16 protein-coding genes are annotated in these 18,281 nt (G+C 50.2%); 7 read left to right on the top strand and 9 right to left on the bottom strand.

The features are described 5' to 3' along the window. Positions 1–29 precede the first annotated feature (29 nt). On the top strand, positions 30–1,505 hold the full coding sequence (locus tag DWZ76_RS14215; RefSeq protein WP_118473018.1) for a glycoside hydrolase family 32 protein: 1,476 nt from the start codon (positions 30–32) through the stop codon (positions 1,503–1,505). Positions 1,506–1,602: 97 nt separating this feature from the next. Then, entirely contained in the window at positions 1,603–2,565 is a 963-nt protein-coding gene (locus DWZ76_RS14210) for a carbohydrate kinase (protein ID WP_181357259.1), read from the top strand. Between the two features lie 116 nt (positions 2,566–2,681). On the opposite strand, the gene DWZ76_RS14205 is transcribed toward DWZ76_RS14210, so the two are convergent. The 8 genes from DWZ76_RS14205 to bsh form a co-directional block, all read right to left on the bottom strand. After that, the gene (locus DWZ76_RS14205) at positions 2,682–4,436 is read right to left on the bottom strand and encodes a [FeFe] hydrogenase, group A (protein ID WP_118473017.1); all 1,755 of its coding nucleotides are present in this window, start codon (positions 4,434–4,436) and stop codon (positions 2,682–2,684) included. Continuing rightward, positions 4,430–6,271 carry an NAD(P)-binding protein gene (locus DWZ76_RS14200; protein ID WP_118473016.1) on the bottom strand — a complete coding sequence of 614 codons (1,842 nt, stop codon included), beginning with the start codon at positions 6,269–6,271 and terminating at the stop codon, positions 4,430–4,432. Before DWZ76_RS14200 ends, DWZ76_RS14205 begins: the two co-directional genes overlap by 7 nt. Before the next feature lie 366 nt (positions 6,272–6,637). Next, positions 6,638–7,825 carry a J domain-containing protein gene (locus DWZ76_RS14195; protein WP_118473015.1) on the bottom strand — a complete coding sequence of 396 codons (1,188 nt, stop codon included), beginning with the start codon at positions 7,823–7,825 and terminating at the stop codon, positions 6,638–6,640. 158 nt (positions 7,826–7,983) lie between these two features. Beyond that, positions 7,984–8,502, bottom strand: coding sequence for an Hsp20/alpha crystallin family protein (locus DWZ76_RS14190; protein WP_118473014.1), 519 nt, complete (start codon positions 8,500–8,502; stop codon positions 7,984–7,986). A 294-nt stretch (positions 8,503–8,796) separates the two neighbouring features. Beyond that, positions 8,797–10,155 (bottom strand): MATE family efflux transporter, encoded by a 1,359-nt coding sequence (locus tag DWZ76_RS14185; RefSeq protein WP_118473013.1) that lies wholly within the window; start codon positions 10,153–10,155, stop codon positions 8,797–8,799. After that, a complete protein-coding gene (locus DWZ76_RS14180; protein ID WP_118473012.1) occupies positions 10,145–10,597 on the bottom strand; it encodes a MarR family transcriptional regulator in 453 nt (150 codons plus the stop codon). The genes DWZ76_RS14185 and DWZ76_RS14180 overlap by 11 nt, the downstream gene beginning before the upstream one ends. Before the next feature lie 284 nt (positions 10,598–10,881). Beyond that, positions 10,882–11,322 (bottom strand): FKBP-type peptidyl-prolyl cis-trans isomerase, encoded by a 441-nt coding sequence (locus DWZ76_RS14175; RefSeq protein WP_022359593.1) that lies wholly within the window; start codon positions 11,320–11,322, stop codon positions 10,882–10,884. 193 nt (positions 11,323–11,515) lie between these two features. Then, positions 11,516–12,490 (bottom strand): choloylglycine hydrolase, encoded by a 975-nt coding sequence (gene bsh, locus DWZ76_RS14170; protein ID WP_118473011.1) that lies wholly within the window; start codon positions 12,488–12,490, stop codon positions 11,516–11,518. Positions 12,491–12,760: 270 nt separating this feature from the next. On the opposite strand from bsh, the gene DWZ76_RS14165 reads away from it, so the two are divergent. The 3 genes from DWZ76_RS14165 to DWZ76_RS14155 all read left to right on the top strand — a co-directional run bounded on the left by DWZ76_RS14165 (position 12,761) and on the right by DWZ76_RS14155 (position 14,925). Then, positions 12,761–13,894: a M20/M25/M40 family metallo-hydrolase gene (locus DWZ76_RS14165; protein WP_118473010.1), complete on the top strand. Its 1,134-nt coding sequence runs from the start codon at positions 12,761–12,763 to the stop codon at positions 13,892–13,894. Between the two features lie 426 nt (positions 13,895–14,320). Beyond that, positions 14,321–14,590 carry a hypothetical protein gene (locus DWZ76_RS14160; protein WP_022359590.1) on the top strand — a complete coding sequence of 90 codons (270 nt, stop codon included), beginning with the start codon at positions 14,321–14,323 and terminating at the stop codon, positions 14,588–14,590. 59 nt (positions 14,591–14,649) lie between these two features. Continuing rightward, positions 14,650–14,925, top strand: a complete 276-nt coding sequence (locus DWZ76_RS14155; protein ID WP_107001717.1) for a hypothetical protein — start codon at positions 14,650–14,652, stop codon at positions 14,923–14,925. Positions 14,926–15,034: 109 nt separating this feature from the next. Here the strand turns inward: DWZ76_RS14155 and coaBC are convergent, their stop codons facing one another. Further along, a complete protein-coding gene (coaBC, locus tag DWZ76_RS14150) occupies positions 15,035–16,228 on the bottom strand; it encodes a bifunctional phosphopantothenoylcysteine decarboxylase/phosphopantothenate--cysteine ligase CoaBC (protein WP_118473009.1) in 1,194 nt (397 codons plus the stop codon). A 598-nt stretch (positions 16,229–16,826) separates the two neighbouring features. Here coaBC and DWZ76_RS14140 point away from each other — a divergent pair. Together DWZ76_RS14140 and DWZ76_RS14135 are read left to right on the top strand one after the other, a co-directional pair. After that, positions 16,827–17,450 (top strand): ECF transporter S component, encoded by a 624-nt coding sequence (locus tag DWZ76_RS14140; protein WP_118473007.1) that lies wholly within the window; start codon positions 16,827–16,829, stop codon positions 17,448–17,450. Between the two features lie 6 nt (positions 17,451–17,456). Then, entirely contained in the window at positions 17,457–18,221 is a 765-nt protein-coding gene (locus DWZ76_RS14135) for a type III pantothenate kinase (protein ID WP_107001714.1), read from the top strand. Positions 18,222–18,281: the final 60 nt, after the last annotated feature.

Here is an 18,281-nt window from a genome sequence, read left to right as displayed (position 1 = left end):
AGCACATTTAGAAAGGCAAGGAGAGAAGAATGGACTTTTTCAGAAAAATGTCATTTGCGGATTCGACCGGTGACGCGATTCCGTTTTATCATGAAGGTAAATATCATATTTTTTCACTGACATCCCCGCCAGGAACCACGGTATATCCGGCGAGACTGCGTACTACATGGAGCCACTCTGTTTCGGAGGATCTGGTGCACTGGGAGGAGCTGCCGACAGCCCTGTATCCGGGCGAGGGCGATGAGCCGGATGCGTCCGGCGTGTGGACGGGCTCGGTTATCTACGGCGAAGGAAAATATCACGCATTCTATACGGGTTACTGCCTGACGGCAGAATATCAGCAGACGATCTGCCATGCGACGAGCGAGGATGGTATCACCTGGACGAAGGACGCGGCAAACCCGGTTATCACGCCGATGATAGAGTTATATGAAAAGCTGGACTGGCGTGATCCGTATGTATTTTATAATGAGGAAGATAAATGCTACTGGATTCTGATCTCGGCGAGACGGCTGGATATGCCGGTGACAAGACGCGGCTGTATCGTCCTGTACCGCTCAAAGGATCTGGTAAACTGGGAGTATTATGGTCCGTTGTATTCGGCAGGCAATACGAATTGTCCGGAATGTAGCGAGATGTACAAGATAGGCGATACCTGGTATCTTTCCTATTCCCGCTTTTCCGAGTTTGTCAACACGATTTACCGCACTTCCAAATCTCCGTTTGGACCGTGGAAAAAGCCGAAGAAAGACGGCATCGGCGGACGCCGCTTCTATGCAGCTAAATCCATGCAGGATGACAACGGGCGCCGTTTCTACTTTGCCTGGGCGCATGACCGTGCAGAAAACAGCGACCGCGGCGAGTGGTACTGGGGTGGCACGTTCTGTATTCCGCATGAGGTCGTTGCAACGTCAGACGGACAGCTGGATGTGAAGCTTCCGGAAGAATATGTAAACTGCTTTAAAGAGAAAGTTGACTGGAAATACCTTCCGGTCATGGGAGAATACAAGCTGTATGGAGATACAACGGTTGAGCTGGATGGATGCGGGACAACCTCGTATGGTTTCCTGGAGCAGCCGGAAGAAAAGTTCCTGTTTACCGGCACGGTGATCCCGAAAGAAGCGAATGATTCCTTCGGAATCCTGTTGAAATCCGACTGGGAGGCAAGCGGCTGCCTGTTCTTAGAGTTTGATGTGGCGATGCAGCGAGTGTCCCTTCTGTCCCTGCCGATGGGAGTTGACCCGTTCTGGGAGCAGTCCTGCCAGGCAGTTCCGAAGGCAACCGAACCGGGACCGGATGGCGTTCGGGTGGCTGAGAAGACCTTTGAGATTAAAGATGGACAGGCAATTGATGTAAAGATTTCGGTGGATCATGATATGGTTGAGGTGTTCGTGGGCGAGCAGGTGGCATTTACCTATCGTATTTTCCGGAAACCGGAGTACGAGATCGGTCTGCTGGCGCAGGACGCGAAAGTAGAATTTGCAAATATCGCGATTCGGAAGTAAAATTCCTTGTGAGAGACGAACGGATGTGGCTGTCCGCCTGTGAGAGGGCTGGATGGCGGCACCATTGATATAACTTGTAATACGGAGGATGATTCGTATGAGAATAAAAACAGACATCACAGCGCTGGGAGAGCTTCTGATTGATTTTACTCCAGCAGGTGTTTCACAGCAGGGAATGCGTCTGTTTGAGCAGAATCCGGGAGGTGCGCCGGCCAATCTGCTGGCGGCTGCTGCGAAATTTGGAAGGAAGACAGCATTTATTGGCAAGGTGGGTAAGGATATGCACGGCGATTTCCTGAAGGAAACCCTGATCCGGGCAGGTATCAATACGGACAACCTGATTCAGGATGAGAAGTATTTTACCACGCTTGCATTTGTAAGCCTGAAAGAAAACGGGGAGCGCGAATTTGCCTTTGCGAGAAAGCCGGGGGCAGATACGAATCTGTGCATGAAAGAGATCGATCCGGAGATCCTGGAAAATACGAGAGTATTTCATGTCGGTTCCCTGTCGCTGACCGATGATCCATCCCGGACGGCAACCTATGAGGCGATCAATATTGCTAGAAACAGCGGTGCGGTGATTTCCTACGATCCGAACTACCGGGCGGCGCTCTGGAGTGATCCGGAGACCGCACAGCTTCGGATGCAGTCGCTGATTCCCTATGTAGATATGATGAAGATTTCGGATGAAGAAACCTCGCTTCTGACCCCCTATCAGGACCCGGAGGAAGCGATTCAGTATCTGCTCCGTCAGGGCGTGCACCTGGTGGCAGTGACGCTCGGAAGAGATGGCGCCCTGATCGGCAATGAAAATGGAATCGTAAAAGCGGAGGGCTTTTCCTCCCATGCGGTCGATACAACCGGCGCTGGTGATTCCTTCTGGGGAGGTTTTCTCGCCTCCTATCTGCAGGAAGAAACCTCGCCGGAACACCTGACCCGGGCGCAGATGATTCAGTTTGGCAGGGTCGGCAACGCAGTGGCAAGCCTGTGCGTCGAACGCCGCGGCGGAATCTCGGCAATTCCGGAGATGGAGGAGATTGAAGAGAGGCTGAGAGGCTAGAAGAAAAGATGGAGTAAGTAGTTGGTAACTAGCCTCAGATTGGTCATCTGTGAATGACACAAAACCCCAGAGAGCGGCAACTCTCTGGGGTTTTGTTGTGTGACCGTTTGGATATATTAATATTCCTCCACATGCAGCAGATGATGTGCACGATCGGATAACGGAGCTTCAAGATACTCGTCATACAGTGTCTGAACGGCCTGGTTTTCATGGCTGAAGCGGATTGCGCTGTTTACATCATAAGCACGCAGGCACTGGTCGCGGTCTGCGCAGTCCTTCGGCTTATTCTGGAAAGATGGGCGGATCGGCTGACCGCCGCCGTTGATACAGCCGCCCGGACATGCCATGACTTCAACGAAATCATAGCGGCATTCGCCGCGTTTCATCGCCTGAATGAGGCGTCTGGCCTCTCCTAGGCTGCTGAGTGCTGCACAGTGCAGTTTCACACCCTTGATATCGATTTCCAGTTCCTTAAAGGAACCGATCTGGCGCAGAACCTTCAGCGGACTCTGCTCGCCGATCTCCGGATTTTCACCGGTTACGGTGTGGTAAGCGGTACGAAGCGCTGCTTCCAGTACGCCGCCGCTGGCACCGAAGATCACACCGGCTCCGGTTGCTTCACCGAGAGGATCGTCAAAATCGCACTCCGAAAGTCTGGATACATCGATATGATCGGCCTTGATGAGACGGCATATCTCACGGGTGGTCAGAACATAATCAATATCTTGTCCGGTTCCGGCGCTGTCCATGCCCGGAAGAATCAGTTCGCGCTTCTTGGACATACACGGCATGATGGAAACACAGGTGATATTTTCCGGTGCAATGCCTTTTTTCTGTGCAAAATAAGTTTTGATGACAGCACCGAACATCTGCTGCGGGGACTTGGCAGTGGAAAGCTGCGGCAGAAGCTCCGGATACTGGCTCTTTGCAAAGCTGACCCAGCCAGGGCAGCAGGAGGTGAACATTGGCCAGCTGTATTTATCCGGCTGCTGTAAGCGGGCTAAAAGCTCGTTGCTTTCCTCCATAATGGTCAGGTCGGCTGCAAAGTCAACATCGAATACATAGTCAAATCCAACGGATTTTAAGGTGGATACGAAACGTCTGTCAGTAGCAAATTCCGGGGAAAGACCAAATTCTTCACCCCATGCGGCCCGGACAGCCGGAGCGACAACCGCTACGGTTACCTTGTCATCATTTGCCAGTTCACCGTGGATACCATTGATGGCTTCCACATCATCCCGCTCCTGGAGAGCGGCAGTCGGGCAGTGGGTAACGCACTGTCCGCAGAGAGAACAGTCGGATTCTTTGATTTCCAGATTGTGGGAAACATCGACGGTTGTATGAGAACCGGTTCCGGACACATCCCAGATATTTAAGGTCTGGATCTTGTCGCAGATCTGGACGCAGCGCATGCATTTGATACATTTTCCTGCATCACGGATCAGTGGGAAAGTAGAAGTCCAGATCATTTCCGGATATTCGTTTTTATAACGGTCAACGGTCAGGTTCAGATCACTTGCCACCTGTTTTAATTCACAGTTGGAACTGCGCACACAGGTGGGACAGTTGGTGTGATGCTGGGAAAGAAGCAGTTCCACGTTGATCTTGCGGGCTTCGCGGACCCGCGGGGAGTTTGTGAGAATCTCCATGCCTTCCTGAACCTGGTTGTTGCAGGAGGTAACGAGATGGTGGATTCCCTTCACTTCTACAACGCAGACACGGCAGGCACCGATCTCATTGATATCTTTCAGATAGCAAAGATAAGGAACGTGAAAACCGTTGTCGCGACAGGCGTCCAGAATCCGGGTTCCTTCTGGAACCTGCAGTGGTATATTATTAATTTTGATGGATACAAGATTCGTATTTACCATGATGTGGTCCGCCCTCCTTTGAAGTTTCCATAACCGAAGTGATCACAGCGCAGGCAGCGTCTGGCTTCCTGGCCAGCCTCCTTGAGGCTCATGCCGCATTCGGTAAGTGTAAAGTCACATTTGCGTTCTCCGGCAGGACGCTCTGTCAGGTTGACACGTCCGCAAGGAGTACGGTCGGAGAGATCCGGTTCCGGAATCTTCACATCGCAGGTAATCTCGTGGTTGTAGCCGAGATACTGGTCGATGTTGGCTGCGGCTACCTTGCCGGCAGCGATTGCACGGATCACGGTTGCCGGTCCGGTTGCACAGTCGCCTCCGGCGAAGATACCCGGCATATTCTGAATGGAGGTCCATCCGGTTGCCTGGATGATGCCCCATTTTGCGTCGATACCCTGTTCTACGAAGTAACGGCTTTCGATGCCCTGACCCACAGCTGCGATGACGATATCACATTCAACCGGGATAGAGTCGGTGCCGATAGCCTTCGGTGAAGGACGTCCGCCGCGGATTTCTCCCGGCATCTGCTGGCTTACCCAGAGAGCTTTTACCTGGCCGTCCTCGTCTGCTTCAATCCGCTCCGGTGCGTAAAGTTCCATGATCTCTACGCCTTCAGCCATGGCACTTTCAACCTCTTCCGGAAGAGCTGTCATATCAGCTTTGCGGCGTCTGTAGGCAACTGCCACCTTGTCTGCGCCCAGGCGGACAGAAGAACGGGCTACGTCCATGGCTACGTTGCCGCCGCCGATAACACAGACCTTCTTGCCGCTAAGATCTGGATATTTGCCGTCACCGATGGCACGTAAGAATTCGACGGCTGAGATAACACCGCCGGCATCTTCTCCCTCAATACCAATCTTTTTATCACTATGAGCGCCGATGGCGATGTAGATAGCATCATATTCTTTGCGGAGTTCTTCCAGAGACAGCTGTCCCGGCTCATTGCCGACTGAAGTTTCGAGACGGACTTCCACACCGGTTTCCAGAATAACATTGATATCATCCTGCAGGCGCGCTCGTGGCAGGCGGTAGCTTGGAATTCCGTACAGCAGCATGCCACCGAGTTTCTTGCGTTTTTCAAATACAGTGGTCTGATGTCCCATCAGCTGCAGATAATAAGCAGCGCTCAGGCCGCTGGGGCCGCCGCCGATGATCGCGATGCGCTTGCCGGTGGAGGTTGGACAGGCCGGTGCCGGTACATATCCTGCCATATCCACAGCTACACGTTTGATACCGCGGATATTGATAGAATTATCCAGCATGTTGCGGCGGCAGCGGGACTCGCATGGGTGCTCGCATACCAGCGCACAGGCGGTTGGGAATGGGTTATCCTTGCGGATCAGGCGGACTGCATCGGCATAGCGTCCTTCGCCGGTCAGGGCGATGTAACCCGGAATATCAACTCCGGCCGGGCACAGAGCTACGCAGGGAACCGGCTGATCAAGATTACTGCGGCAGCGGTTGTGTAAGATATGTTCCATAAAATCCTCTTTGAAGCCGTCCAGTCCTTTTAAAACCATCTGGGCAGCGGTATAGCCGATGGCACAGTCAGCCGTGCTTTCGATGACACGGGCTGTTTCCTCCAGCATGGTTAAATGCTTCATGGTTCCTTTTCCGTTCAGGATGTCTTCCAGAAGATTGGAGAGCTGCGCGAGACCGATTCGGCAGGGAACACATTTGCCGCAGGTTTGTGCATGGCACATTTTTAAAAATGCAGCGGTCAGATCGACAGGACACAGGCCCGGCGGGCTGGCGATGATACGCCGCTCCAGATCCTTGTAAAGCCCTTCTACGACATTCTGAGCCTCGCTGTTAGTAGGTATAACGAGTCTGCTCATAAGGTGTAAACTCCTTTCATAAATGTGAAATAAAATGCGTTATATTTTTCGATGCAATTATGTGTTTACTATAACATAAAACGAGCGAAAAATACAAGATATTTATTGCAAAATATCTAAAAAAAGAAATGAAAGTGAGGTAAAAACAGATAAAATAGATAAGAAAGATAGGTATAAAGTGTGAAAAAATGTTGAATATATAGCTGCGGTAATTTCATGACAATTAAAAAGTGATGAAATTGTGGATTGCTCGCAATTAAAATATCATATTTATGAAAATCACAACCATATATATGAAAATAATAAGGCGAAAATTCTATGATATTTTTGGCTTTACAGACGTTCAGTAAAAAACGGCAGGAGCCGTCAAGCTGCGCTCCTGCCGTTGGGTCCGCCCTGACTGTTTTTGTTCAGTCCGCAGGCGTGTTCAAATTCGCGAAGTTTCTGTTCTGCCTCGGGGGTCAGATGGTTCGGGACATCGATCTGAACCGTCACGTACTGATTGCCATGGATGGACGGATTCTTCATGGAAACAACGCCTTTTCCCTTTAATTTAATCTTGGTTCCCGACTGCGTCCCGGCTGCGATCTTGCACAGGACATTGCCGTACAGGGTGGAAACCAGCGCCTCACCGCCGAAGACTGCGGTGGTAAACGGAATGCGGACGGTCGAGTAAACGTCCATCTCCTTGCGCTCCCATCCCGGTTTTGCGGTGACGGTGATATTTAAAAGAAGATCGCCCGCCTCGCCGCCGCCCGTTCCCGGCATGCCCTTTCCTTTCAGACGGATAGATTTACCGGTATCGATGCCCGCTGGGATGTGAACCTGTAAAGACTGGCGCTTGCCGGTCTGTGGGTTCTGCAGAGTGATGAGCTTCTCGCAGCCGGATACGGCTTCATCAAAGCTTATGGTTACATCGGACGTGAGGTTAGAACCTTTCTCACGGGAATTGGCGCTGTGAAAGCCCTGACTGCCGCCGAAGCCGCCAAAGCCAGACCCGCCGCCAAAATGAGCGCTAGAACCGCCAAAACTGGAACCACCGGTAAAATGAGTCCCAGAGCCGCCAAACCCGGAACCGCCCGTGAAATGTCGGCTGCGGGAACTGCCGCCCGAACTCTTGCCGTGGAACATGCCGCCAAACATATCTCCAAAAATGTCACCCATATCGTCCATGTCATCCCCGGTAAAATGGTATTCTGCATAACCGCCCGGACCGCTCTGATAGTGCCAGGCACCGCCCTGACCGGTACCGCCAAAGCCGGAGCCAAATGGACCATTTCCAGAAGCGCCGGCACTGCCAGCTCCGCCGTATGCGGCGCTGTTCGGGTCAAATGCGGCGTGACCGAAGCGATCGTAGAGTTTCTTTTTTTCTGGATCACTTAAGATCGAATAGGCTTCGTTGACATCCTTAAACATCTGCTCTGCCTGGGGATTACCGGCATTGGAATCCGGGTGATACTTTTTGGCAAGTTTCCGGAATGCCTTTTTGATCGTCTCCGCACTGGCGTCCCGCTTTATCCCCAGTATGTCATAATAGTCTCTTTTCTCTGCCATTGATTATCACCTCCGTAGATGCAGTGATTTAAGTTTCAATTATTTAGGTTATGATAAAAGATTGGGTATGATAGAAGCTGCCGCATTCCTGCGACAGCTCCTGAAGCTATCTGGCTGCTGGCAACACAATGTGTGAGCCGCAGCTGCCTATCTGATTATTAACCTTCGATGGAAACGAAATGCTTCTCTTCAACCGCTTTCTTTTCCAGCTCTTTCGGGAAGGTCAGGGTCAGAGTGCCATTTTCAAATTTGGCATGGATATCCTTTTCTTCCAAGTTCTCGCCGACGTAGAAGCTTCTGCTTACATTGCCGCTGTAGCGTTCCTGGCGGATATATTTAACGGTTTTCTGCTCGGCTTTAGCGTCCTTCTTGGAAGCATCTGATTCTGCGGTCGTTGCATTTTTCTGATTCTCCTCCGGCATATCTTTCGATGTGACTTCTTTCGAACCGCTGACGGTCAGATAGCCATCTTTCAGCTCAATCTGAAGTTCGTCTTTCTTAAATCCCGGCAGGTCGATGGAAACTTCATAATCCTTATCGGTTTCCTTGACATCCGTCTTCATCAGCTGGGAAGAGGAAGCGCCATACAGTCTCTGGTTAAAGCTCGGGAAGGAAAAATCCATCCAGTTATCAAAGTTATCAAATACACTATTATTAAAAATACTCGGCATATACATAAGTCATCTCTCCTTTTAGTTATCTGTAAATGTCTTTGTAGTTATCATCTATGTAAAAACATTGGGAGGAAAAGGGGAACTCATTCATTTCCTTGTCCTTTCCTTTGTTCTAGCTGTAATATAACACACATAATTAGCACTGTCAAGAGGTGAGTGCTAATTTTCTGTGAAGTTTTTGTGAACAACGCAATTATTCACGGGTAGGCACTTTTGGAACCGAAAGTACCGTAATGATAACAGGCAGACACCTTCGCTCTGAAAGTGCCTGCCTGTTACGGAGCAGTTCCTATGTTTTTATATGATTTCTTCCACTGGCGGGTGCTGCTGTTTCCGGGTCCAGTAGATATAATATCCGATGTTCAGGATGATGCCGACGATCGTAGAAACCGGGGCTGCGAGACCGATTTTCGTCAGGCTGGCGTCCGGCTGGATACTCATGAAATACGCTAGCGGGAGACGCACCAGAAGCGTCTGGATGAGTCCCTGTGTCATAACCCAGAGTGTCTGGTTATTTCCGTTGAAATATCCGATCATGCTGAACAGAACCGCGGTCACGATGGACTCAAGTGCGAATCCTTTCAGGTAATCATAGCTGTTCTGGATGACCGCCGCATCCGTCGAGAAGAAGCCGGACAGGATATCGCCCTTTAGGAGAACCAGGGTAAAGACGATACAGCCGACGCACAGACCGACGCCGATTCCCGTAAAAAGGGTGTGCTTGGCACGCTTGACTTTCCCTGCCCCTACGTTTTGGGAGACGAAGGAAGCCATCGACTGCATCAGGGCGCTCGGGACGAGCATGGCGAAATTGACGATCTTGCAGGCTACACCGTAACCGGAGGATGCCTCCAGTCCCAGGCGGTTGACGAACGCGCACAGGGCTAAGAAGGAAAGCTGGGTTAAAAATTCCTGGAGCGCGAGCGGCAGCCCGATGGAAAGAAATTTCGGGCACTGGGTGTTGAACCGGAAATCATGCCGGGTGATCGTAAATGGCAGTTTTTTCTTAATTAAAAGAAGAATAGCAAATACGACGCTGAGCGCCTGCGCGGAGACGGTCGCGATGGCGGCGCCGGCGGCGTCCATATGAAGACCAGCTACCAGTGCGAGGTCGCCGATCACATTGACGATGCAGGCAACCAGGACAAAGAGAAGCGGCGACTGGCTGTCACCGAGCCCGCGGAAGATGGCGGACAGCAGGTTGTAGGCGACGATGAAGAAAATGCCGCCTCCGCAGATGCGGATGTAGCTGGCGGTCAGATCCACCGCCTCCTCGGGCGCCTGCATGAGAATGGCGATCGGGCGGGCAAAAAAGACCATGACGACGAATAAAACGGCGGAAATGAGCGTAAACACGATCGAAGCTCCGCCGACAACCGCGCCGATCTGCTGCGGTTTCTTTTCACCGAGATAGCGGGCGATCAAAACCGTGATACCCATAGCGAACTGGATTACGACGAAGGTGACGAGGTTTAAGACCTGGCTGCCGGTGGAGACAGCGGAAAGGCCGGAAGTCGAACCGAACCGTCCAACCACCAGCAGATCGACCGCGCCGTATGCCGCCTGCAGAATCAGTGCGCCGAGTACCGGAATCATGAAGGCAATCAGTTTTTTCAGAATACTGCCTTGTGTAAAATCAGCTTTATCATTGTTCATGGGAATCCCTCCGTTTGCACATAATCTGATAAAATGTCTCCATCGTCTGAACCATCTGGCGGGCATCTTCCTCAGAGATGGTATCTAAAGATGGGGCGAGCGCGCTGAAGTATTCGGCGTCATACGTCTGTGAGAGCGCCCTGCCCGCTTCGGTGATGGAAATGTAGGTGATGCGTCTGTCGTCCGGCGAGGTTTTCTTTTGCAGATAACCACCCGTCTCCATCTCCTTGACGGTCCGGGTCACGCCGGGGCGCGGCAGGTTCAGCGCATCGCTGATGTCCGATATTTTCACGTGGACGCCGTTTCGTTCCAGCGACTGGATGACATCCAGATATTGAATATAGGAGGAAGTGACTCCCTTCGGCAGCGGCGGAAGCATATCCCGGATCCGCTTGCCCTGATAACAGGCGTCCAACATCCGCTTGATTGTTTCGATGGTCATATAGAAAGTCTCCTTATCAAATAGTTGCTTGCGATAATTACCATAGATAATTATATAGGGAAATGAGAAGTTGTCAAGAAAAAAATACCGCCAGCTCCCGGGATGGGCGCTGACGGCGCGTGTTGTTATAATGTAAGGGCAGTTGTGTTGCTGTTTGTATGTAGGTGGGCAGCAACACAGAATGCAGCGGCGTGGCATTTTATGAAGTATGAAAAATTTCCATAGCCGCAATGTGTTTGGATAGTACGTTCACTTTCCATGGTATTTACCATAAATAATAGTAATTACTTTACTTCAACTAATTCGATCTTGAAGTTCAGCTCCTTACCAGCCATCTCATGATTGGCGTCAAACGTGATATTTACTTCATCCTTTGCGATAACCTTTACCGGGAACGGCTGTCCCATCTGGTTGGTTAAGTAAACCTGCTGACCTACCTGCAGTTCCTCGGAACCCGGCAGTTTGGCAATCTCAAGCTCCAGAATTGCGTTCGGATCCGGCATGCCGTAAGCTTCCTCCGGCATCAGGTGGATCTCCTTTACCTCGCCGACTTCCATATCAGCGACAGCGGCATCGAAGCCCTTGATCATCTGACCGGCGCCGCAGACGAACTCCAGCGGTTCGCCGCGATCGTAGGAAGAATCGAACTGTGTGCCATCGTTAAAAGTACCTCTGTAATGTGTGCGGCAGGTTTTGCCGACGTTGCGTCCTGTGATTTCAGACATTTTAAAATCCTCCAAATGATATTGATATGCGGTAATGGACAATTTTCCTCAAACGGACAATTTCCAGTGATTTCAGATGCATATTTATCAGTATACTAGAAAACAAGGCGAATGGGAAGAGAAATGTTGTCTCTCCGGTACCGATATTGTCAGTTTTTGCAACGAGGATGGGGCAAGCTGGAAGCAGAGAAGATCAGTTCTCCCATCGAATCTGCTCCCCCTGCACCAGCGGAAACCGCGAAAGCGTCTCCCCGTCCAGGTTCTCCCGGTTCATATCCACTGCCGTGATCTGATGGTTTTCATATGTCGTGTAGTAGTAAATCCCCTTATCCGCATTGCAGCAGGAGGTGTAGAGTGTGATTTCATATTTTCCATCGGAGACCTCGCAGCATCCGCGCTGCTGGTCAACCGAACCTAGGATATGGAAAAACTGGCTGACACTTTCTAGTTCGGATGCGCCGGAGCGGGCATTTGATTTTGTAAAAGCGACCCGTGCAAACCGGGAAGCGGAGGAGAGGTCTCCCGGAAGTCCGAGAGCGCCCATGCCGCGGCTGTAGGTTGTAAGCGGCAGATCGGCAGAAAATGTATTCTGCGGCTGCTTCGGGGACAGGTTCATGTAATTGTTGAGGGAGAACAGCTGCTGCGGGAACGGCGGATTGTTTGTCAGGACACCCACCGGATTGTCGTAGATATGCAGTCCGTCCGCCATCGGCTCGATGACGATGCATTCATTTTTATCGGCAAGAATCCAGTGAAGCTGCGCCGGGGCAAACTGCTCGTTGAATGGAGTGTCGGTCAGTACCATCTGGGCGAGGCGGACGCGAGCCTCTTTCACGGACGCACACTGGCTGAGAATCCAGGGGATGAACTCAAACTGTGCGATGTTGTCATGATCCTCCTGCGGCTTCTGGTAGGAGGCATTGCCGACGAAATTTAGTCCCGCCATGCAAAGCCCCTTCTCATTAAAAGCATCATAATAAAGCGGATAATCCCCCGCCACATGTGCCATGCCGATGATGGCATAGTGGGTCGAAACCGCGCTTGCGTGGCGGAAAGTAAGTGGATAGTTGCGAGGTGTGACGGTTACTTCGTCCCCGTAAGAAAATTCATAATCTAAAGTTCTGCCGAAATAGAAATCGATGGTTTTGTAAGTTGCTGCTGTACACATAGTCATTTCTCCTTTCTCTGTTTCAAAGTGTGTGGGGCAGATTGCGCCGGCCTATTTGTTGCATACTCTATATTCAACTGTATTACTGTAAAAGTGAAAGTGAATCTTGCTGTTTTTTAGTATATTTAGTATATCAAATTTTTGAGAAAAATATAGAAAAATTAAAAGTAGAATTAATCAGCTTCACAGATGTTTTGTCTGGGTATATAATAAGGGATAAAAACAGATAGAAATGATAGGCATATAAATTTTTCACAGGAGGATTCACTCATGACTGATACAGATAAAATCCAGATAAACGTAGCCCGCATCCGCGCTGAATTTGATGAGCTGGCGCGGATCGACTCAGAAAGTTTCGGGGAACGCGAGATGGCGGATCGCTTGAAGGAAAAGCTCGCAGAGCTGGGAATCCAGGCAAAGGAAGATGACACAGCCGAGAAAATAGGAGGCAATGCGGGAAATCTGTTTGGAACGTTAAAGGGAGGGATGTCTGGCACGCCGATCCTGCTGTCCGGGCATATGGACACGGTCGCGCCGGGAATCGGAAAGAAGCCGGTTTTTCATGAGGACGGAACCATCACTTCGGATGGAACCACCGTGCTTGGCGCGGACGATCTGACCGGGGTAATCGCCATCTTAGAAGGCATCCGTGCCGTGCAGGAGGCAGAAATCCCGCACCGGGATATCGAGATCCTCTTTGCGGCGGCGGAAGAGCCGTTTACAAGAGGAAGCTCGGAGTTCGATTTCAGCCAAATGAAAGCGAAGGAATCTTACGTTTTGGATGTAACTGGACCAGTCGGGACAGCGATCCTGCAGGCACCGACGATCCTTTCCTTTGAGGCGGCAGTCAAGGGGCGCGCAGCGCACGCTGGATTTGAGCCGGAGAAAGGCATCCACGCGATTCAGACGGCGGCCCGCGCGATTGCCGCATTAAAGCTGGGGCACGTGGATGAGGAAACAACCCTGAATGTGGGCTTGATTTCGGGCGGTTCGGTTGTGAATGCCGTGCCGGAACTCTGCACCTGCCGGGGCGAGATCCGCAGCTACAGCCATGAAAAGGCAATGGAGACCCTGGAAGATGTCCGTGCGGTGTTTGAAACCGCTGTCAAAGAGGCGGGGGCAGAGCTTTCTTTCACACACCGCCTCCATGTCAAAGCCTTCCATCTGGAACCGGACGCGCCGGTGGCAGTTCATTTTGCCGGGGCCTGCCGCACCCTGGGAATCGAGCCGAAATTCGGCAGCACCTTCGGCGGCAGCGACGGAAACACGATGATGCAGCACGGAATCCCATGCGCGGTGCTTTCCTGCGGTATGTACGATGTTCATTCCGTGCGGGAGTATGCGAAGGTGGGGGATATTGTGAATGGGGCGAGATTGATCGCGGAACTGATTACGCAGGGGTAAGAAGCGGGTATAGAGTAAAACTGAACAATGTTGACATAGCCGAACGGCTTTATTATTTCACCAAAACAATTATATAGCCGTTCGAACAAAAAATAGGGTGATTTGGAATGAAAATAACATCGACAAGCGCTGAATGAAATGTCCATCCAGCTTATGGAAGAAGGATATCCAAAGGCAAGGGATATTCGAGAGCAGATATTAAAAGAGGGCGGATATTCTCATTTATAAAAGTATCGTTCCATTTTGGTAGAGTTATTTTTGTAACTATTTTGTAAGAAAAGTAAGGAAATGTCTATATATTTTGGAATATAAATCTGATATTATTAGAATAAATAAGAGATATGTCTGGTTTTGCAAAAATAAAGAGAGGTTGCTGTTTTGTGAGATTTCAGCCCTGTCAGGATAGTGAATCGAGAGGTGATCGATATGAAGAAAAAATTCTGGCTGATATTATACCATTTAGGCGGTTCGGTGGTACTTTTATTGTTACTGTACACGTCTCTTCAAGGCTTGACAACAGTGACCTTATGTTTAGCGATACCGGTATTGGCAGCAAGTATTATAGAGGCAAAATTTGAATGGAAATTTTTACGAGAGAATCCGGAAATCAAAAAGGATACAACCTATCGGATCGCAAAAACACTCGGATATCTTTGTGGTCTTATTTTGGTGGTAGGAGTATGGCCTCGTCATTAGAACATTTTTGCTTAATAAAAGACTCTGTTACACTTGGATTGAATCGAGAGGTGATCAATATGAAGAAAAAATTCTGGCTGACATTATACAATATAGGCGTCTCTATTTTATTCTTACTGTCATTGTACAGTTATGCAAAAGGCATGGCAGGCTTTTCTTTATTTTTAGCGCTGGCAGTTTTTGGAGAAATTGCGGCAAGGGCTTTTATTGAATGCAAATACTTGCAGGAGAGTCCAGAGATAAAAGAGGATACAGCTTATCGAATCACGAAAGTATTGCGATTGCTTTCTGAAATTATCTTGATCATAGGAGTATGGCGGATTCGTTTTAAATAGCCACATTCTAAAAATAACGCTTATGATATATTCCATATTCAATGAAAGAGGAGGCATCCGTCCATCAACCTCGGTTGCTTCCTCTTTCTCTATCTATTTCAATCAAAATCTATTTCATCATATCGCGTAAAACCGTCAATATCTCCATCGCCGCCGCTTCCTTACTCATCTGCTCCAGATGGCGGGTCTGCTGCTTATCGATCAGCGTGATGACGTTTGTATCGGTGCCGAATCCGGCGCCGGCTACCTTTAAGTTGTTGGCAGCGATCAGATCCAGATTTTTGCGTTCCAGCTTGCCGCGGGCGCGTTCCTCGAGCTGGGAGGTCTCCATCGCGAAGCCGCAGAGCAGCTGTCCCGGACGTTTGTGTGCGCCGAGGTAGCTTAAAGTGTCCTCAGTGCGCTCCAGCGCCAGGCTCAGATCGCCGTCGGATTTCTTGACCTTTTCATCAGAAACGACTGCCGGACGGTAGTCAGCGACGGCTGCCGCCTTGATGATAATGTCCTGTTCCTCACTCCGGGAGGTGACTGCCTTAAAGAGGTCGTGTGCGCTTTTGATGTGGACAGTATTGACAAATGGAGGCGGAGTCAGTGAAGTTTCGCCGGTGACGAGTGTCACGTCGGCACCGCGCAGCATCGCCATCCGTGCCAGCGCATAGCCCATTTTGCCGGTCGAATGGTTCGTGAGGTAGCGCACCGGATCGACCGCTTCCTGGGTCGGACCGGCGGTCACAAGGATCTTCTTTCCAGCGAGATCCTTCGGGTAGGCGATCGCGCGGAGAATATATTCCAGGATCAGCCCCTCATCCGGAAATTTGCCCTTTCCGGAATCGCCGCAGGCGAGCAGACCGCTTGCTGGTTCGATGATGGTAAAGCCGTAATGTTCTAACAGGCGGAGATTATCTTGGGTAATAGGATTCTCATACATCCGTGTGTTCATCGCCGGAGCAATGATGCGCGGGCACTGGCAGGCTAAGAGCGTGGTCGTTAGCATATCATCGGCAAGTCCGTGTGCCAGTTTGGCGCAGACATTGGCAGTCGCCGGGGCGATGATCGCGAGATCAGCTTTTTTCGCCAGCTCGATGTGTTCCACTTCAAATTTAAAATTCCGGTCAAAGGTGTCCGTCAGGCATTTATTGACGGTCAGGGTCTCAAAGGTAAGCGGTGTGATAAATTCCATCGCATTTTTAGTCATAATCACGTGTACATCCGCGTGCTGTTTCTTTAAAAGGCTGGCAAGGTTCGCCGCCTTGTATGCGGCGATTCCGCCGGTTACTCCCAAAATAATCGTTTTTCCAGTTAACATAATATATATCCTTTCGGTTTGTACTCTGGTTTTCTGGGTCATTTTCGAACAGCATAGCATCTGGAGGAAAAATTGTAAACCCTTTTTGGCTTCCGTTCTCTGCCAGATTCTTTGGTAAGCGCATATAACAGGAGAGGAAAGAAATATCTATTTTGTGAAAAGACAATAAAAAACAGTACATATTCTGGTAGAATTGTTGGTTGTATGTTGAAAAGTGATGTGATATAGTGTGGAAGTGTCTGCTGACTGGCCTGGTTTTCACTGGATGTGAACAGGGACAGGCGGCAGCAGTTGTATTGTATCCCATAGAAAACAGGCACTGAACGTGCTGGCAGCAAATCCGCGGAAAGCGGCAGAAGAAACTTCTGCCGGAATGTGCGTATCTGCATACGGATCTGTATCTGAGATGGAGAATCATACCGGAAGAGACGGGGAATTAAAATGCCCTGGCTCGCAGCTTTTCTGGATGGTATCGCCGGAAAGAACGGAATTTGTAAGGATTTTATGCACATGATATTGGCGCAGGTAAGCGGCAGTCTGGTGAACAAAAGGTGCAGCAGGTTTTTCGAACGGGAATAATAACAAGGAGGAAAATTTCATGAACACAACAAACAACACATCTAAACTTGTCATCTTAGGTCTTATGACCGGCATTCTTCTGCTGATAGCGTACACTCCCCTCGGATATCTGAATATTGGGCCGCTGGCGATTACATTTAATGTGATTCCGGTTGCGATCGCGGCGATCACACTGGGACCGGCAGGCGGCGCAGCGATCGGTGCAGTCTTTGGCATGACCAGCTTTTTACAGTGCATCGGCATCGGCGGCAGCAGTGCGATGGGCGCGATGCTTTTCAGCATTAACCCGTTTTTGGCATTTGTACAGAGATTCGTTCCGCGTATGCTGGATGGTCTTCTGTTAGGCTACATTTTCCAGTTTGTACGCCGCAGAACCGATGTGTACATGGCAAGTCTGGTAACCGGATTCTGTTCCGCGTTTTTAAATACAGTTTTCTTTATGACGGCTTTAGTCGTTCTGTTTGGCAATACCGAATATATGCAGGGGCTGATCGGCGGAAAAAATATCATCCTGTTCGTATGCGGTTTCGTAGGAATCAATGCAGTATGCGAGATGGTATCGTCCACAATCCTCACCGGTGCAGTCGGTGCAGCGCTTTACCGGGCAAAATTTGTACCGGCTCTGGAAAAAAGCAGGGGGTAAGACAGTATGATTTTGGCATTGGATATCGGAAATACGAATGTGGTTCTCGGTTGTATTGCGGATGGGGAAATTCTCTTTACCGAGCGGATGGCGACAGACAGCGGGAAAACAGAGCTTGACTATGCGATTTCCCTGAAAATGGTGCTGGAGCTGCGGGAAATCAAGGTAAGTGAGATCACCGGCGCGATCATCGGTTCGGTAGTGCCGCCGGTTACATCTCTGATGCGGGAGGCGATCCGCAAGGTGACGGGGCAGGAAGCTCTGGTCGTCAATGTGGATATGAATATCGGTCTGGAAGTGCTGATGGACAATCCGTCCTCCGTCGGTACCGATCTAATCGTCGGTGCCGTCGCGGGAATCAACCGGTATCCGGTGCCGCTCATTCTGATCGATATGGGAACGGCAACCACCATCTGCGTGGTGAATGAGAACAAGCAGTACATCGGCGGCATGATTCTGCCGGGAATAGGTGTATCGATGAATTCCCTGACCAGCCGGACTGCCCAGCTTCCGCGCATCAGCCTTGACCCGCCAAAGCGCCTGATCGGCAAGAATACGGTTGAATGTATGCAGAGCGGCGCGCTCTATGGCAATGCGTCCTGCATCGACGGTATGGTAGATCGGATTGAAGAGGAACTCGGCCAGAAAGCCACCGTTGTAGCCACCGGCGGTCTTGCCAGAAAAATCATTCCGCTGTGCCGGCATCAGATAGAATTAGATGATGAATTGTTATTGCGGGGGTTGTGGATTATCTATAAGAAGAATAAATAAGATAAAAGCGGCTGGAAAAAATCAAGCCGCTTTTAAAATGCAATTAAAAAAGATGCAGAA

The organism is Clostridium sp. AF35-15 (assembly GCF_003477745.1).
In the GTDB taxonomy this organism is placed as follows: Bacteria; Bacillota; Clostridia; order Lachnospirales; family Lachnospiraceae; genus Otoolea; species Otoolea fessa.
The sequence above is the reverse complement of the archived record's forward strand: the minus strand, read 5'-3'. Positions and strand labels throughout refer to the sequence as shown.

Bases quoted from the DNA above. Each gene is read 5' to 3' on its own strand.
- DWZ76_RS14180 (WP_118473012.1), bottom strand. From the start codon at position 10,597: ATGACCATCGAAACAATCAAGCGGATGTTGGACGCCTGTTATCAGGGC.
- DWZ76_RS14175 (WP_022359593.1), bottom strand. From the start codon at position 11,322: ATGTCTGAAATCACAGGACGCAACGTCGGCAAAACCTGCCGCACACAT.
- DWZ76_RS14200 (WP_118473016.1), bottom strand. From the start codon at position 6,271: ATGAGCAGACTCGTTATACCTACTAACAGCGAGGCTCAGAATGTCGTA.
- coaBC (WP_118473009.1), bottom strand. From the start codon at position 16,228: ATGTTAACTGGAAAAACGATTATTTTGGGAGTAACCGGCGGAATCGCC.
- DWZ76_RS14185 (WP_118473013.1), bottom strand. From the start codon at position 10,155: ATGAACAATGATAAAGCTGATTTTACACAAGGCAGTATTCTGAAAAAA.
- DWZ76_RS14190 (WP_118473014.1), bottom strand. From the start codon at position 8,502: ATGTATATGCCGAGTATTTTTAATAATAGTGTATTTGATAACTTTGAT.
- DWZ76_RS14155 (WP_107001717.1), top strand. From the start codon at position 14,650: ATGAAGAAAAAATTCTGGCTGACATTATACAATATAGGCGTCTCTATT.
- DWZ76_RS14205 (WP_118473017.1), bottom strand. From the start codon at position 4,436: ATGGTAAATACGAATCTTGTATCCATCAAAATTAATAATATACCACTG.
- DWZ76_RS14215 (WP_118473018.1), top strand. From the start codon at position 30: ATGGACTTTTTCAGAAAAATGTCATTTGCGGATTCGACCGGTGACGCG.
- DWZ76_RS14210 (WP_181357259.1), top strand. From the start codon at position 1,603: ATGAGAATAAAAACAGACATCACAGCGCTGGGAGAGCTTCTGATTGAT.
- DWZ76_RS14160 (WP_022359590.1), top strand. From the start codon at position 14,321: ATGAAGAAAAAATTCTGGCTGATATTATACCATTTAGGCGGTTCGGTG.
- DWZ76_RS14165 (WP_118473010.1), top strand. From the start codon at position 12,761: ATGACTGATACAGATAAAATCCAGATAAACGTAGCCCGCATCCGCGCT.
- bsh (WP_118473011.1), bottom strand. From the start codon at position 12,490: ATGTGTACAGCAGCAACTTACAAAACCATCGATTTCTATTTCGGCAGA.
- DWZ76_RS14195 (WP_118473015.1), bottom strand. From the start codon at position 7,825: ATGGCAGAGAAAAGAGACTATTATGACATACTGGGGATAAAGCGGGAC.
- DWZ76_RS14140 (WP_118473007.1), top strand. From the start codon at position 16,827: ATGAACACAACAAACAACACATCTAAACTTGTCATCTTAGGTCTTATG.
- DWZ76_RS14135 (WP_107001714.1), top strand. From the start codon at position 17,457: ATGATTTTGGCATTGGATATCGGAAATACGAATGTGGTTCTCGGTTGT.